The sequence below is a fragment of the Micromonospora sp. NPDC093244 genome (assembly GCF_040683695.1).
Lineage (GTDB): Bacteria > Actinomycetota > Actinomycetes > Mycobacteriales > Micromonosporaceae > Micromonospora.
In genome coordinates, this window is record NZ_JBFBEO010000002.1 from 1,604,660 (window position 1) to 1,619,575 (window position 14,916).

Here is a 14,916-nt window from a genome sequence, read left to right on the forward strand (position 1 = left end):
GATCGGTGGCCACCGTCGAGGTGGCCTGGACCACCCCACGACCCCGGCGATCCCGTCGCGCGGGGCGCGTACGAAAACGGAGAGCCTGACGTGAGCAAGCGCACCTACCAGCCGAACAACCGCCGGCGCGCGAAGACCCACGGCTTCCGGCTGCGCATGCGCACCCGTGCCGGCCGTGCCATCCTCTCGAGCCGCCGCGCCAAGGGTCGCACCACCCTGTCGGCCTGAGCCGACCGGGCCGGTCCGGGAAACGTGGGCAGTCGTGCTGGCCGCCGCACAGCGACTGCGGCGCAGCACTGACTTCGCCGCAGCGGTTCGCGGTGGCCGACGCGCCGGACGAGGTGCCGTCGTGGTCCACCTGACCGTGCCGGCGACCACCGACCCCAGCGCAGTGACCTCGCCGGAGCCGGCGCGGGACGCTGGCGCGGAGCAGCCCTCCGCGTCGACCCGCGCCGGCTTCGTCGTGTCCAAGGCCGTCGGCAACGCGGTGGTCCGCAACCGGGTGCGACGCCGGCTACGGGCGTTGACCCGGGAGCGGCTGGCCGCACTTCCGGCCGGCAGCACCCTCGTCGTACGGGCGCTTCCCGCGGCGGCCGAGGCGTCGTGCCCCCGGCTGGCCGCCGACCTGGACGCCGCCCTCACGGTCGCGCGGTCGCCCCGAGAGCGACGGTCCCGATGAGCGGCGATCCGGGCGCGAAGCCAACAGGTGCGGCCAGGGTGCTGATCGCGCCCATCATCGCGTACCGTCGGTGGATAAGTCCGGCACTGCCGGCCCGCTGTCGGTTCTACCCGTCGTGCAGTGCGTACGCGCAGGAGGCCGTCGCCCGCCACGGCGCGCTCCGGGGAGCCGCTCTGGCGGTCCGGCGACTGCTGCGCTGCCACCCCTTTCACCCTGGCGGACATGACCCGGTGCCGGAGCCGGGCGGCCGTCGTCGTGCTGATGTGACTGGAGCCCCGAATTGAGTCTGAGTCTCGACTGGATCTACTACGCGATTTCGTGGATCCTGCTGACCTGGCACTCGGCGTGGGACGCCATCGGGGTGCCCGTCGGGGCGGTGATCGGCACCAACTTCGCCTGGATCCTGTCCATCGTGTTCCTGGTGGTCACCGTCCGGGTGATCCTGTTCCCCGTCTTCGTCAAGCAGATCAAGTCGCAGCGGGCGATGCAGGCGCTCCAGCCCAAGGTCAAGGAGCTCCAGGAGAAGCACAAGGGTGACCGGGAGACGCTCCAGAAGGAGATGATGGAGCTCTATCGGAAGGAAAAGGCCAACCCGTTGATGGGCTGCCTTCCGATGTTCCTCCAGATCCCGGTCTTCCTCGGTCTCTTCCACGTGCTGCGCCGGCTCGACCCGGACAAGCAGAACAAGACGCTGTACGGCTGGACTGTCGACCAGTTCCAGAGCGCCTCGCAGGCGAAGCTCTTCACGGCCCCGATCGCCGGCAAGTTCGGCTCCACGGCCGACGAGCTGGCCAGCCTCGGCGCCAACGGCACCACCGTCAAGATCATTGCTGGTGTCCTGGTCCTCATCATGATCGGCACCACCTACCTGACCAGCCGTCAGATGATCCTCAAGACCGGCTGGGCGGAGGACCCGCAGCAGCGGATGATCCAGCGACTGATGCTCTACGGCATCCCCGCGTCGCTGCTGATCTCCGGCGCGATCTTCCCGATCGGTGTGATCATCTACTGGGTCACGAACAACCTCTTCACCCTCGGCCAGCAGCAGTGGGTGCTGCGGAAGTTCCCGCCGCCGGTGACCGCCAAGAAGGCCGCCGCCCCGGCCTCCAGCCGCAACCCGGTGCAGCCCGCCAAGTCCGCCGGTCTGTTCGGTCGCGGCAAGGCCGCCCCGCCGGCTCCGGTCAAAGCGACCGCGCCCAAGGTGGCAGGCCCGAAGCCGGGTGCCAAGCCCACCAACCCGAAGAAGAGCCGCCCCGCCAAGCGGCAGGGCTGACTCGTCCGGGCCGTCGTCGGGCAACCGACGGCGGCCCGTTCCGCACCGCGCAGCCCCCGTACGGCCGGCGCCGGACGGAACCGACCGCGCACCGCGCGGCCACGGGCGACACTGCCCGTACAGACGTGCCCGTGGGCACCGGCGACCTCCAGCCGGCCCCGGGAAACCAGTCGGACCCGACGGTCCGGCCGAACGAGTACGGAGATGAGACCGTGACCGAGACCAGCATCCCCCGCGCCGAGCAGTCCTTGGACGAGGAGGAGACCGCACCGCTCGCGGTGGACGACGACACGGACGTCGAGTCCGACGACGACACCGAGTCGGACGACACCGGTGCCAGCGCCGGCGGCCGGGCTAAGAAGGCTACCGGCGAGGGCGACCTGTTCCGGCAGAGCGAGATCGCGGCCGACTACGTCGAAGGGCTTCTCGACATCCTCGACTACGACGGCGACATCGACGAGTTGGTGGCCGGCGGTCGCCCGGTGGTCGAGGTCGTCGGCGCGCGCCTGCAGAACCTGGTGGGCCAGCGCGGCGCCACCCTGGAGGCGCTCCAGGAGTTGACCCGGCTCGCCGTCTTCCGGCAGACCGGCACCCCGAGCCGCCTGCTGCTCGACGTCGGCGGCTACCGGGCGAACCGTCGCAAGGAACTCGCCGCGGTCGCCAAGAACGCCGTCGAGAAGGTCAAGGAGTACGGCGAGGCGGTGCGGCTCGAGCCGATGTCCGCGTTCGAGCGCAAGTGCGTGCACGACGTTGTCAACGCCATGTCCGGCGTGGAGAGCGAGTCCGAGGGTGTCGAGCCGAACCGGCGCATCGTCGTACGGCCGGCGGACTGACCGCGTTGACACACGACGACGCCACGGCCGACGCCGTGACCGGCCCGGGCGGCACGCCGCCCGGGCCGTCCGCTGTCCGACCCGACACGACCGACACCGCTCCCTCGCCTGCCGACGCCGCGCTGCCGACCGCACTCGCCCCCGCGGCGCTGACCCTCTTCGGTGATCGGCTCGACCTGGCCGCCGCGTACGCCGAACTGCTGGCCACCGACGGCGTGGTACGCGGTCTGATCGGCCCCCGCGAGGCGCCCCGGATCTGGGACCGGCACCTGCTCAACTGCGCGGCGGTCGCCGAGCGGATCCCGAGCGCCGCGACCGTGCTCGACGTCGGCTCCGGCGCCGGCCTGCCGGGCCTGGCCCTCGCCATCGCGCGTCCCGACCTGACGGTCACCCTCATCGAGCCGCTCGCCCGGCGGACGTCGTTCCTCATCGAGGTCGTCGAGCGGCTGGGACTGGCCAGATCGGTACGGGTCTTCCGTGGTCGCGCCGACGAGGCGGCGAGCGGTTCCAGCGGGCGGGAGCCGATCAGCGGGGACGTGGTGACCTCCCGCGCGGTCGCACCCCTGGACCGCCTGGCGACCTGGAGCCTGCCGCTGACGGTCCGTGGCGGCCGCCTCCTGGCCCTCAAGGGGTCATCGGCTGCCGCAGAGATCGAGGAGCACGCCGACGTGGTCGCACGAGTCGGCGGCGGGGAGCCCACCGTTCACCTCTGCGGCGTCGGGGTCATCGACCCGCCCACCACAGTCGTGGAGATCGTGCGCGAGCGGATGGTCGGCCCGGCCCGCCCGGCGGCCAGCAAGCGGTCCCGGGGCGGTCGCGCCCGCCGTCGCTGACGCTTCGCGCCATCGGGCGTCCGGCCGGTCGGTTGCCTCGTTGTACCGGTACGGATGGAACGAGGGTATGAGAACCCGACGTGGACCGGCCACGCCCGTCCGCCGTAGGCTGACCGCGCGTCGATAGTGTGGAGCGGGCGGCGGACGTCGCGGGTCTCCCGACCGCTCCCGAGGAGCCGTACGCTCCGGGGTGCGGGCGTGGGTGCGGCCAAGTTGACCGGGGCGCGGACCGACCATCCGAAGCGGGCAGGGATGACAGGTGCATGACGACGGCAGGTACGACGATCCACGCGTGACCGGGTCAACCAACGACCCTGTTTCACGTGAAACCGACTACCAGGGCTGGACGCCCGGCGATTCTGGACCGTCGCCCAGACCAGCGGACAACGATCCGCTGGCACCACGCGACGATTCACCGGGGCCGGTCCGTCCGGACGCCCCGGAACCGACGACCGCCCGGAGGCCCTCGGAGGGGCCCAGCCGGCCAGCCAACACCGTCGAGGTGCGACAGACGGTCGGTCGGCGGAACACCGCCGCGGCCGTCCGCTTCGAGCAGGCGGTGCCACACCAACCCACTGCGGCGGGCGTTCAGGACGCCGCACCGGTGACCCCCGACATACCTGTGGCATCGGCCGAGTCGCTGGCCGCAGTGGCGGCAGATCCCACGTACGTTTCACGTGAAACCCCGACGCGCGAAGAGGATGACCCACCGTTGGCTATGGAGGCGATGCGCGCCGTGCAGATCCTGAATCCCAGTGGCGAGGTGACCATGCCTCGACCGGACCGGACCCGGGTCATGTGCGTCGCCAACCAGAAGGGCGGCGTGGGCAAGACCACGACCACCGTCAACCTTGCGGTGGCACTCGCCCTGCACGGCAACCGGGTGCTCGTGGTCGACCTCGACCCTCAGGGCAACGCCTCCACCGGGCTCAACGTGCCGCACCACACCGGTATCCCGGACGTCTACGACTGCCTGATCAACAGCGTCCCGCTGTCCGAGGTCGCGCAGGCGGTCGAGGGCATCCCCAACCTCTGGTGCGTACCGGCGACCATCGACCTTGCCGGCGCGGAGATCGAGCTGGTGTCTGTGGTGGCACGGGAGTCCCGTCTCGACCGGGCCATCGCCGCCTACCCGGGCCAGTTCGACTACGTCTTCATCGACTGCCCGCCCTCGCTGGGCCTGCTGACCGTCAACGCCCTGGTCGCCGCGCAGGAGGTACTGATCCCCATCCAGTGCGAGTACTACGCCCTGGAGGGACTCAACCAGCTGATCAACAACATCAACCTGGTACGGCAGCACCTCAACCCGAAGCTCGACGTCTCCACGATCCTGCTGACCATGTACGACCGCCGTACCCGGCTGGCCGACGCGGTCGAGCAGGACGTGCGGAACCACTTCGGCGACAAGGTCCTCCAGGCGGTCATCCCCCGTAACGTGCGGGTCTCCGAGGCACCCAGCTACGGCCAGTCGGTGATGACCTACGATCCCGGTTCGCGGGGAGCCACGAGTTACTTCGAGGCCGCCCAGGAAATCGCCGAGCGGGGCGTCAAGGAGCCGGTGGGCCGGAATGCGTAGTGCGGAAGAGACGCTGGGAGGCGTGGCATGAAGAACCGTCCTCGGGGCGGTCTGGGTCGGGGCCTGGGGGCGCTCATCCCGACCGGGCCGGTCAACCGTGTGGGCACCGCGACGGCCGAGCCGGAGCACGAGTCAGTCGACGACGAGGTAACCCCGGCGTCAACGCCTGCGGCGGTCTTGGCACCTGCACGGCCGGAGCCGGAGGTGGCGCTCAGCCCGGTGCCCGGTGCCCGGTTCGCCGAGATCCCGGTCGACGCGATCGTGCCGAACCCCAAGCAGCCCCGCCAGGTCTTCGACGAGGATGCGCTGGAGGAGCTGAAGATCTCGATCCAGGAGGTCGGCTTCCTCCAGCCGATCGTCGTCCGGCAGCTCGACGACGAGAAGTACGAACTCGTCATGGGCGAGCGCCGCTGGCGGGCCGCTCAGGCGGTGGGGCGGGAGAACATCCCAGCGATCGTCCGGGACACCCGTGACGACGCCATGCTCCGCGACGCGCTGTTGGAGAACATCCACCGGGCCAACCTGAACCCGTTGGAAGAGGCAGCCGCCTACCAGCAACTGCTGGAGGAGTTCGGCGCCACCCACGAGGAACTCGCCCGCCGGATCGGGCGGAGCCGCCCGCAGATCTCCAACACCATTCGACTGCTCAACCTCCCGGCACAGGTGCAGCGCCGGGTCGCCGCCGGGGTCCTCTCGGCGGGGCACGCCCGGGCCCTGCTGAGCCTCGACGAGTCCGCCGCCCAGGAACACCTGGCGATGCGGATCGTGGCCGAGGGCCTCTCGGTCCGTGCGACCGAGGAGATCGTGGCCCTCACGCTCAACGACGGTCCGGCGAAGGGGGCCGCGAAGCGCCGGCCCAAGCCTCACGCGCCAGCCCTCTCCGACCTCGCCGACAGGCTGTCCGACCGGTTCGACACCCGGGTGAAGGTCGACATCGGGCGGAGCAAGGGCAAGATCACGATTGAGTTCGCCACGGTCGACGACCTGGAGCGGATCGTCGGCATCATCGGAGTTCAACAGCAGGAGGAGAGCGAGGACTGACCCATCTCGCCAGCCGCGGCCGCGCTCCCTCGGGGGCGCGGCCGTTCTGTCTCTGACTCGCGGGCGTTCGCGTTTCAGGTGAAACGGCGAGGCCGGTCAGGCTCGTTTGTCCGCTCGCTCGGTCGCTCCGGCTGTGGATGCCGATGGAGCGAAGCGCGGTCCCGCCGGTGCCGTTTCACGTGAAACGGAGACTCGACGGGCTGAACTCCCAGCGACACCCGGAGAAGGGCCGCGCGCCCGCTGAGCGGTCTCCTCTGGGACTGTCGGCCACCGGAGAAGAAGAGCACCAGGGTGAGCCGAGTCGCGGTCTCTCGTCGCATCGTGGCCCCCACGCGGGTGATCCGGCTAGGGCGGGCCCGCCGTCACCGGCGAATCCCGCAGCTTCAGCCGCATCTGGGCCAAGGCCGCGCTCGCCCGCGCGCAGGCACCGCCCAGCCGGACCACACGCCGCTTCCCGAGCACCGGGCTGGCGCCGTCGGCTGGGATCGCCGGGGCCCGGGTACGCCGAGGCGCGAGCGCCGGGTTGGGACCGGGTCGCGAGCCCCGCACCGGGACCGCCGGGCGGACCGTTGGGGTCGCGAGCCCTGCGCCGGGACCGGGCAAGCCGGATCGCAAACGCTGGATCGGGGCCGCCGGGCCGCAAAGCTACGAGCGCTGGGGCGGGACCGGCGGGCGGGACCGGCGGGCCAGGGCTGGCGGCCCGGGGCTGCCGGGCCGGGACCATCGCGCAGGGAGCCGTCGCGCTGACGGTAGGGCCGCGAGCGCCGAGAGCGGGAGCGCCAGACTGACTGCAAGGTCTCTGCCGGACTCAGGCCTCACGACTCCCGCCGCCTAGCGGCTTCACCGATAGGGCGAGGCGTTCTGGGTGAGACGAACCCGCGGCCGTTCCGGGACATCCCCGTACTGCTTGGCGCGGACGGGGGAGACAGACGACGCCCCGGCTGGCCGGCCCCTCGGCTTACCGCTGCCGGGAGCCCGGCAGCGGTACCGACAGATCACGCCAGAGCGGGTCGGTGGGCTGGCGAGCGCACGCCACGAGTTGCGCCGCGGCGACCCGGGTTGGGAGGACGTCGCCGCGCTGCTGCCCCCCGCGAGGCGTCTGTCCCGGGGAGGCCCGCCGGCTTGCTGTCAGGCACCGGGAGGCAGTTCTGGCGACCCGGGGCGGTGCAGGGGCCGGAGCCCCAGCGGACACGGCCGGCTGCGGACTCTTCAGCCCCGGTTTCACCACGACGCAGGGGGTCGAAGATCTCACTCCGACGATCGGCGCACAACGAACGAGGGCTCGAAAAGTTATCCACACCGGTTGTCCACAGGTACCCCCCGTTTCACGTGAAACCCCGCGTGAAAGCGGGTGCCAGCCTGTGGATGACGGCCCGTGTTCGGGGTCTCGGCAGCCTGTGGACATCACTGGACCGATCGACGACGAACGCTGATCTGACCGGTCGTCACCTGCCGATCGGGTAGGGACAGCCGCGCCGGACTCCGTTAGGGTCAGCGTCGTGCACGACACCCCTCCCTCAGTCCCGGACTTCACCCAGTGGCCCTCGTTTCCCTTCGAGGGTGACCTGCGCGTGAAGCAGCTCGACGACCCGGTCCCGGTCGAACCGCCACGCAAGGGCGAGGGCCTCCGGGAATGCACCGCCTGCAACGCCCCGGACGACGCCTACATCTGGGTGGGCGAGCGGTGGCGGGTCCGTGCCATGGACCGGCCCACGGGCCTGCCCATGGTGCTCATCCTCGAATCGCGGACCCACCTCGACCTGGGCGACCTGCCGAACCTGCTCGCCGCCGAGTTGGGTGTGATGACCGTACGTCTGGAACGGGCCATCCGGTCGCTGGACGGCGTCGCCCGGGTGCACGTCAACCGATGGGGCGACGGCTCGGCGCACCTGCACATGTGGTTCCTGGCTCGACCGTACGGCCGGCTTCAACTGCGGGGCACGTTCCTGTCTCTGTGGGACTCGATCCTGCCGCCGATCTCCGAAGCTCAGTGGCGGGAAAATCTGGCGCTCGTCGCCGCGTGGCTGGCGGAGTTCGGCGGCCGTCCGCTGGCCGAGCCTCCCCGCATCCAGTGGCAGGCGCCGTCCAGTCTGCTGGCGCAGTCCGCCGCCGCGCACGCCGCCGCGGAGGCGGAGGCTGTCTCGGTGATCGAGGCGGCGGAGGAGATCCCTGAGCCGAAGCCGGACACGACGGGCTGCGGCGACGGCGACAGCGGCAGCAACGACGACGGTCAGGGCGGAACGCCCACCGAGCCCTCAACGGCGGACGCCATCGTCCCGCCCTCCGACAAGGTCCCGCCCACCGACAAGGACGCGCTCCGCTCGCCCACCGACGGAGACGCCGCCAGCTCGCCTGTCGACGAAGACACCCCCGGCAGCGCGGCGCAGGCCGGCGTCGGCGAACAGAACACGGGCCGGAAAAGGAACGCCGAGGGCGTCGACGGCGGGCACGGCAGCGCCACACCGGAAGACGACGAGGGCACCACCCCGGCGGCCCCTACGGCGACGCCGGTATGACGGCGATGGCGGCCAGGCGGTCCGGTCGAGGCGTACCTCAGGACTGTCGCTGACGAACGAGGTTGGCGGTGGCACCTGACGGGCTGCCGCCAACCTCGACGGGAGGCGGGATGGTCAGGAAGCTGTGACGCGGGAGGCGGCCCGGGCGACCAGCGAGCCGATGAGCCGCCCGAAGTCCAGACCGGCTGCCTGCACGGCGAGGGGCAGCAGCGACGTCTCCGTCATACCTGGTGAGACGTTGACCTCAAGGACGTGCGGTTGGCCCGCGGCGTCCACGATCACGTCGACGCGGGACAGGTCGCGCAGGCCGAGCGCGGTGTGCGCGGCGAGCGCCACGTCCGCCACCGTGGCGGCGACCTCCGGGTCCAGTCGGGCCGGCGCGTGCCAGGTGGTCCGTCCGGCGGTGTAGCGGGCCGCGTAGTCGTACACGCCGTTGCGGGGCACGATCTCCACCGGCGGCAGGGCCTGCGGGCCGTCGCCGAGATCGACCACGGAGACCGCCACGTCCATTCCCTGCACGTACCGCTCGACCAGGGCTGTGGAGTCGTACGCGAAGCAGCCCACCATCGCGGCGGGCAGCGCTGCGGCGTCCCGGACCACCGCGCCACCCAGCCCCGAACCGCCCTGCGCCGGCTTGACCATCAGGGGCAGGCCGAGGCGGTCGGCGATCCGGTCCAGGACGGCGACCGCGCCGAGTTCGGAGAACCGGTCGTGCGGCAGGGCCACCCAGTCGGGGGTGGGGATGCCTGCCTCGCGGAGCACCGCCTTGGCTGACGGCTTGTCCCAGGCGAGCCGCGAGGCGCGGGCGTCACAGCCGACGTACGGGATGTCGCACAGGTCCAGCACCCCGCGCAGCGAGCCGTCCTCGCCGGTCGCGCCGTGCAGGGCGATCACCACGGCGTCCGGCGGGTCGGCCGCGAGTGCCGGTAGCAACGCCACGTCGGCGTCGCGCAGTTCCGCCTCGACGCCTACGGCACGCAGCGCGTCGAGGACCCGCCGGCCGGAGCGCAGCGACACGTCCCGCTCGTAGGAGAGCCCGCCGGCGAGCACCAGCACCCGCAGGTCGGCCGAGACGGCGGGATCGGTCACGAGGAGGCGCTCGGCTGTCGTACCCATGCCGGCATCATGCCAAGTCGGGACCTGGCACGTCGGAGCCGGCCTGCCCGCGCCGACCCGCGGCGCCGCCGCCCACGGCACCGAAGACCCGGCGCATCGCGATCTCCTGCTCCATCACGCCGGCCAGCCGGCGGACGCCCTCGCGGATCCGCTCCGGCGGCGGGAAGCTGAAGTTCAACCGCATGGCGCCGGTGCCGGTGCCGTCGGCGTAGAAACCGGTGCCGGGCACGTACGCGACCCGGGCGGCGACCGCGCGCGGCATCATCGCCTTCGAGTCGAGCCCCTCGGGCAGGGTGGCCCAGACGAACAGGCCGCCGGCCGGCGTGGTCCAGCTGGTGCCCTCGGGCATGAGGTCGGCCATCGCGTCGAGCAGGGCGTCGCGACGTTCCCGGTAGACCTCGCGGTAGACCTTGAGCTGCTGCCGCCACGGCATCGTGCCGAGGTAGGTGGCCACCGCCGCCTGGGCGTAGCCGCTGGGGCAGAGGATCTGCGCCTCGCTGGCGATGACCAGCTTGTCGCGGACCGCATGTGGCGCCAGGATCCAGCCGACCCGCAGACCCGGCGCGAAGGTCTTGGAGAAGGTGCTGAGGTAGAACACCCCGTCTCGGCGGCGGGCCCGCAGCGGCGCCGGCGCGTCACCCTCGAACCCCAACTGGCCGTACGGGTCGTCCTCGACGACGAGCAGGCCGGCGCGCTCGCAGATGTCGAGCACCCGTTCCCGGCGCTCCTCGCTGAGCGTCACGCCCGTCGGGTTCTGGTAGGTGGGGATCGTGTAGAGGAACTTCACCCGCCGCCCCGCGCGGGCCAGGTCGGCGATGGCCGCCTCCAGTGCCTCCGGGATCAGCCCGTCGGCGTCCATGGGTACGTGTGCGACCTGAGCCTGGGCAGCCTGGAACACCCCGAGCGCGCCGACGTAGGTCGGCCCCTCGGCGAGCACCACGTCGCCCGGGTCGAGGAAGAGTCGGGCCACCAGGTCCAGAGCCTGCTGCCCACCGACGGTGACGACCACGTCCTCGGGGGAGGCGCCGCATCCGGCGTCGATCCCGGAGAGCGCCATCACCTCGCAGATCCGCTCGCGCAGCTCCAGGGTGCCCTGGCCGATGCCGTACTGGAGGGTGGTGACGCCGTGCTCGGAGCCGAGCCGGCCGAGCATCTCACCGACGGCGTCGAGCGGCAGGGCGGCGATGTACGGTGCTCCGCCGGCGAGCGAGACGACCTCCGGCCTGCTGGCCACGGCGAAGAGTGCTCGGATCTCGGAGGCGGTCATCCCTCGTACCCGCCGGGCGTACCGGTCGGTGTAGTCGTCGAGTGTCGTGCCGGTCATGACCTCACCTCGATCGCTGCTCGGGTGGCTCCCGCCCCGGGTACCCCGCACGCACGTGACCATGGCGGTCGGGACACCGATTGTCGATCCTAGCCGCCTCTGGCCAGCGTGCCGGCCTGCCGAGACGGATCGTCCACATCCCGGACCCGTCCCCCGGTGCGGTGACGATCTGCGCGTCCCCTCCCGTACCGCCGATCGGCGGCGTACGATCGCACGTCGGGGACAGGAAGGCGGCGCTGTCGTTGCGTGCCGGTCTCACCGCCGAGCCTATTGTGGGGATGCGCCATATGTCGCGACGTCTGGTCAGCCTGACCCTCGACACGCTGGAGGATCTTCCTCGCCCCTGCCGGCAGTGCGTGTACTGGGAGCTGGATCCGGTGTCCGCCGACCGGGCGTGCGCCGCTGGCGACCCGGGCCTGGAGAAGGAGGCGTGGGTCTCCCAGACCCTGCTGGAGTGGGGTTCCTGCGGCAAGCTCGCGTACGTCGACGGCATGCCGGCCGGCTTCGTGATGTACGCCCCGCCGGCCTACGTTCCCCGCTCGATGGCCTTCCCGACGTCGCCGGTCTCCGCCGACGCGGCGCTGTTGATGACCGCGAACGTGGTGGCCGCGTTCGCCGGTGGCGGGCTGGGTCGGATGCTCGTGCAGGGCGTCGCCCGGGACCTGACCAAGCGGGGGATCAAGGCGATCGAGGCGTTCGGCGACGCGAAGTTTGGGGACGCCGACGACCCGGCGGGCGGGTGCGTCGCGCCTGCCGACTTCTTCCTCTCAGTCGGCTTCAAGACCGTCCGGCCGCATCCCCGGTTCCCCCGACTGCGCCTTGAGCTGCGGACCGCCCTGAGCTGGAAGTCCGACGTCGAGTACGCGCTGGAGAAGCTCCTCGGCTCGATGAGCCCGGAGACCCTGCTCCGCCCGGTGCGGCCCGCCCCGGCGACCCGCTCCACCGGCGGCTGAGCATCCGCCGCGGCACCGCCGCTCAGCTGACCACCGTGGCGGCGTGCACCACCGCCCGCAGTTCGCTGACGTCGAGCGAGCCGGTCGGGACGTCCCGCTCGATCGGGTAGTACATGCGCTGCACCGCTGCCACGATCGCCTCCACCACCCGGTCGCGGAACCGGGGGTCGACCAGCCGGGCGCGGTCCGTCGGCGAGGTGAGGTAGCCGACCTCGACCCGGACGGCAGGCATCCGCGTCAACCGCAGCAGGTCCCAGGCCTTGGCATGGGTACGGCAGTCCCGTAGCCCGGTCCGCGCGACGATCTCCCGCTGGACCAGCCCGGCCAGCCGTTCGCCGGTCGCCGAGGTCACGCCGTTGTCGGTGCCGTAGTGGTAGGTCGCCACGCCTTCGGCGTCCGGGTTGGCGTGCCCGTCGAGGTGCAGCGAGATGAACACGTCGGCGCCGAGCGAGTTGGCCAGCAGCGCCCGGTCGGTGTCCGGCAGGCAGCTGTCGGGCGCTGGACCCCTGGTGAGCTGCACCCGTACCCCGGACGCGGCGAGCCGCCCCTCCAGCCGGCTGGCCAGGTCGTGCACCAGGTCCGCCTCCGTCCAGCGCAGCGGCCCGTCGGGCACCACCATGCCCGGGTCGGTGCCGCCGTGCCCGGGGTCGATGACGACTGTCTTGCCGACGAGCGCCGGCCCGGACTGCCGGATGGCGTCGGACTCGCGCAGCCACTGGGGGCGGCCACCGACGACCTTGCGGCCGATGCGGCGCAGCGCGTTCATGGTGTGCGGGCCGCAGGAGCCGTCGGGTGTGAGCCCGACCTCGCGCTGGAACTGGGCCACCGCGCGGGAGGTGCGGATGCCGTAGATGGCGTCCGCGCGACCCACGTCGTACCCCATCTCCAGCAGCCGTTCCTGGAGCGACCGGACGTCCTCGCCGGTGAGCGGGTCGGGGACCGCGTGGTAGAGGGTGCGGGCGCCGAGCCTCCAGCGTGCGGCGTCCAGCGCCCCCCAGGTCTCCGACCCGACCCGGCCGTCGACGCTGAGCCCCCGGGACTGCTGGAACGCGCGGACCGCCCGTTCGGTGTCGAGGTCGAACTCGTCGGCGTTCGCACCGGCAGTGGACGCGAGCAGGTCGAGGCCGGTGAGGATGGTTCGGATCTCCGTGACCGCTGGTCCCCGGTCACCGGGTCGGATCGGACGCACGCTCGACCCCCTCTGCACAACGCTGGCTGGCCGGGCGCGGCCTCGGCTTGAGGCTATGCGTTCCGGGGCGGTGTGGGGGCTCGGGCCGAGAAAAACGGCCCCGGAAACAGCGAACCCCGCACCCCCCTTGAGGGGTACGGGGTTCGGTGATGGTTTCTGCTGGTCAGAGAGCCGATTCGATGAGCCGGACCAGCTCGCCCTTCGGCTTGGCACCCGCGATCGACTGCACCGGCTGGCCGTTCTTGAACACGGTGAGCGTCGGTACGGACATCACCCGGTAGGCGCGGGCGGTCTCCGGGTTCTCGTCGATGTTGAGCTTGACGATGCTGACCCGGTCGCCCATCTCGCCGGCGATCTCCTCGAGCAGCGGCGACACCTTGCGGCAGGGGCCGCACCACTCGGCCCAGAAGTCCACCAGAACCGGCTTGTCCGCCTGCAGCACGTCAGCGACGAAGCTCTTGTCCGTGACCGCCTTGGTATTTCCCACTGTGCCCCTCCTCCGGGATCTGTTCCTTGTTTCAGCTGAGCGTCGCGATGAACCGCTCGGCGTCGAGCGCGGCGGCACAACCGGTGCCGGCCGCGGTGATCGCCTGACGGTAGGTGTGGTCGACCACGTCGCCTGCGGCGAACACACCTGGCACGTTGGTGCGGGTGCTCGGGGCCTGAACCTTCACGTAGCCCTCGTCGTCCAGCTCGACCTGGCCCTGGAACAGCTCACTGCGCGGGTCGTGACCGATGGCCACGAAGACACCAGTCACGTCCATCACCTTGGTCTCGCCACTGTGCACGTTGCGGACCCGTACGCCGGTGACCTTGCCGTCGTCGCCCAGGATCTCCTCGACGGTGCTGTTCCACTCGACCTTGATCTTCTCGTTGCTCAGCGCCCGGTCAGCCATGATCTTGCTGGCCCGGAACGAGTCGCGCCTGTGGATGATGGTGACCGTGTCGGCGAAACGGGTGAGGAAGGTGGCCTCCTCCATCGCCGAGTCACCGCCGCCGACGACGACGATGTGCTGGTTGCGGAAGAAGAAGCCATCACAGGTGGCACACGCGGACACACCGTGGCCCAGGTACTCCTGCTCGCCGGGCACGCCCAGCGGACGCCAGGCCGACCCGGTGGAGAGGATGATCGAGCGGGCCCGGTACGCGGTCTCGCCGACCCAGACGGTGCTCAGCGCGCCGGAACCGGCGTCGCCGGTGTCCACCAGCTCGACCCGGGTCACGTCGTCGGTGAGGAACTCGGCGCCGAACCGCTCGGCCTGCTTGCGCATGTTGTCCATCAGCTCGGGGCCGAGGATGCCGTCGGCGAAGCCGGGGAAGTTTTCCACCTCGGTGGTGGTCATCAGCGCGCCACCGGACTGGACGCCCTCGATGATCAGCGGCTTCAGGTTGGCGCGTGCGGCGTAGACCGCCGCCGTGTAACCGGCCGGCCCGGAGCCGATGATGATCAGGTTGCGGACCTCGTCCACTGCCGTCTCCCGCGTTGTGTGTGTTCGGCGTCGGTGCGCACCGAGGCCGATCCGAGTGCCGACGCCTGGGGGGTGCCGGCAGCTGACTTCCAGAACGTCATCGTACGAACCGGG

General features: G+C 71.4%; 15 protein-coding genes. 10 read left to right on the forward strand and 5 right to left on the reverse strand.

What is annotated here, in order from left to right; all coding sequences use genetic code 11:
* Positions 1–90 precede the first annotated feature (90 nt).
* The 9 genes from rpmH (at position 91) to AB0N27_RS17790 (ending at position 8,751) form a co-directional block, all read left to right on the forward strand.
* Positions 91–228 carry a 50S ribosomal protein L34 gene (gene rpmH / locus AB0N27_RS17750; protein ID WP_007453904.1) on the forward strand — a complete coding sequence of 46 codons (138 nt, stop codon included), beginning with the start codon at positions 91–93 and terminating at the stop codon, positions 226–228.
* Between the two features lie 34 nt (positions 229–262).
* On the forward strand, positions 263–679 hold the full coding sequence (rnpA, locus tag AB0N27_RS17755; protein WP_364370165.1) for a ribonuclease P protein component: 417 nt from the start codon (positions 263–265) through the stop codon (positions 677–679).
* Between the two features lie 38 nt (positions 680–717).
* Positions 718–963 (forward strand): membrane protein insertion efficiency factor YidD, encoded by a 246-nt coding sequence (yidD, locus tag AB0N27_RS17760; RefSeq protein ID WP_139584732.1) that lies wholly within the window; start codon positions 718–720, stop codon positions 961–963.
* Between the two features lie 2 nt (positions 964–965).
* Complete coding sequence (gene yidC / locus AB0N27_RS17765) at positions 966–1,952, forward strand: membrane protein insertase YidC (RefSeq protein WP_357984843.1); 987 nt, start codon at positions 966–968, stop codon at positions 1,950–1,952.
* A 212-nt stretch (positions 1,953–2,164) separates the two neighbouring features.
* The gene (locus AB0N27_RS17770; protein WP_139584729.1) at positions 2,165–2,785 is read left to right on the forward strand and encodes a R3H domain-containing nucleic acid-binding protein; all 621 of its coding nucleotides are present in this window, start codon (positions 2,165–2,167) and stop codon (positions 2,783–2,785) included.
* A 5-nt stretch (positions 2,786–2,790) separates the two neighbouring features.
* On the forward strand, positions 2,791–3,618 hold the full coding sequence (gene rsmG, locus AB0N27_RS17775; RefSeq protein WP_364370169.1) for a 16S rRNA (guanine(527)-N(7))-methyltransferase RsmG: 828 nt from the start codon (positions 2,791–2,793) through the stop codon (positions 3,616–3,618).
* Positions 3,619–3,877: 259 nt separating this feature from the next.
* Entirely contained in the window at positions 3,878–5,194 is a 1,317-nt protein-coding gene (locus AB0N27_RS17780; RefSeq protein WP_364370172.1) for an AAA family ATPase, read from the forward strand.
* A gap of 27 nt (positions 5,195–5,221) precedes the next feature.
* On the forward strand, positions 5,222–6,235 hold the full coding sequence (locus AB0N27_RS17785; RefSeq protein ID WP_364370175.1) for a ParB/RepB/Spo0J family partition protein: 1,014 nt from the start codon (positions 5,222–5,224) through the stop codon (positions 6,233–6,235).
* 1,499 nt (positions 6,236–7,734) lie between these two features.
* The gene (locus AB0N27_RS17790) at positions 7,735–8,751 is read left to right on the forward strand and encodes a hypothetical protein (protein WP_364370178.1); all 1,017 of its coding nucleotides are present in this window, start codon (positions 7,735–7,737) and stop codon (positions 8,749–8,751) included.
* Between the two features lie 114 nt (positions 8,752–8,865).
* Here AB0N27_RS17790 and AB0N27_RS17795 read toward each other — a convergent pair whose 3' ends face one another.
* Together AB0N27_RS17795 and AB0N27_RS17800 are read right to left on the reverse strand one after the other, a co-directional pair.
* Complete coding sequence (locus AB0N27_RS17795) at positions 8,866–9,867, reverse strand: D-alanine--D-alanine ligase (protein ID WP_364370181.1); 1,002 nt, start codon at positions 9,865–9,867, stop codon at positions 8,866–8,868.
* Positions 9,868–9,874: 7 nt separating this feature from the next.
* Positions 9,875–11,191, reverse strand: a complete 1,317-nt coding sequence (locus AB0N27_RS17800) for a PLP-dependent aminotransferase family protein (protein WP_364370184.1) — start codon at positions 11,189–11,191, stop codon at positions 9,875–9,877.
* A 287-nt stretch (positions 11,192–11,478) separates the two neighbouring features.
* Between AB0N27_RS17800 and AB0N27_RS17805 the strand changes: the two genes are divergently transcribed.
* The gene (locus tag AB0N27_RS17805) at positions 11,479–12,144 is read left to right on the forward strand and encodes a GNAT family N-acetyltransferase (RefSeq protein WP_074315552.1); all 666 of its coding nucleotides are present in this window, start codon (positions 11,479–11,481) and stop codon (positions 12,142–12,144) included.
* A 22-nt stretch (positions 12,145–12,166) separates the two neighbouring features.
* Here the strand turns inward: AB0N27_RS17805 and AB0N27_RS17810 are convergent, their stop codons facing one another.
* The 3 genes from AB0N27_RS17810 to trxB form a co-directional block, all read right to left on the reverse strand.
* Positions 12,167–13,333: an N-acetylmuramoyl-L-alanine amidase gene (locus AB0N27_RS17810; protein WP_364370188.1), complete on the reverse strand. Its 1,167-nt coding sequence runs from the start codon at positions 13,331–13,333 to the stop codon at positions 12,167–12,169.
* Positions 13,334–13,496: 163 nt separating this feature from the next.
* Positions 13,497–13,820, reverse strand: coding sequence for a thioredoxin (gene trxA, locus AB0N27_RS17815; protein WP_053651673.1), 324 nt, complete (start codon positions 13,818–13,820; stop codon positions 13,497–13,499).
* 31 nt (positions 13,821–13,851) lie between these two features.
* Positions 13,852–14,802, reverse strand: a complete 951-nt coding sequence (trxB, locus tag AB0N27_RS17820; protein WP_364370192.1) for a thioredoxin-disulfide reductase — start codon at positions 14,800–14,802, stop codon at positions 13,852–13,854.
* Between the last annotated feature and the right edge of the window lie 114 nt (positions 14,803–14,916).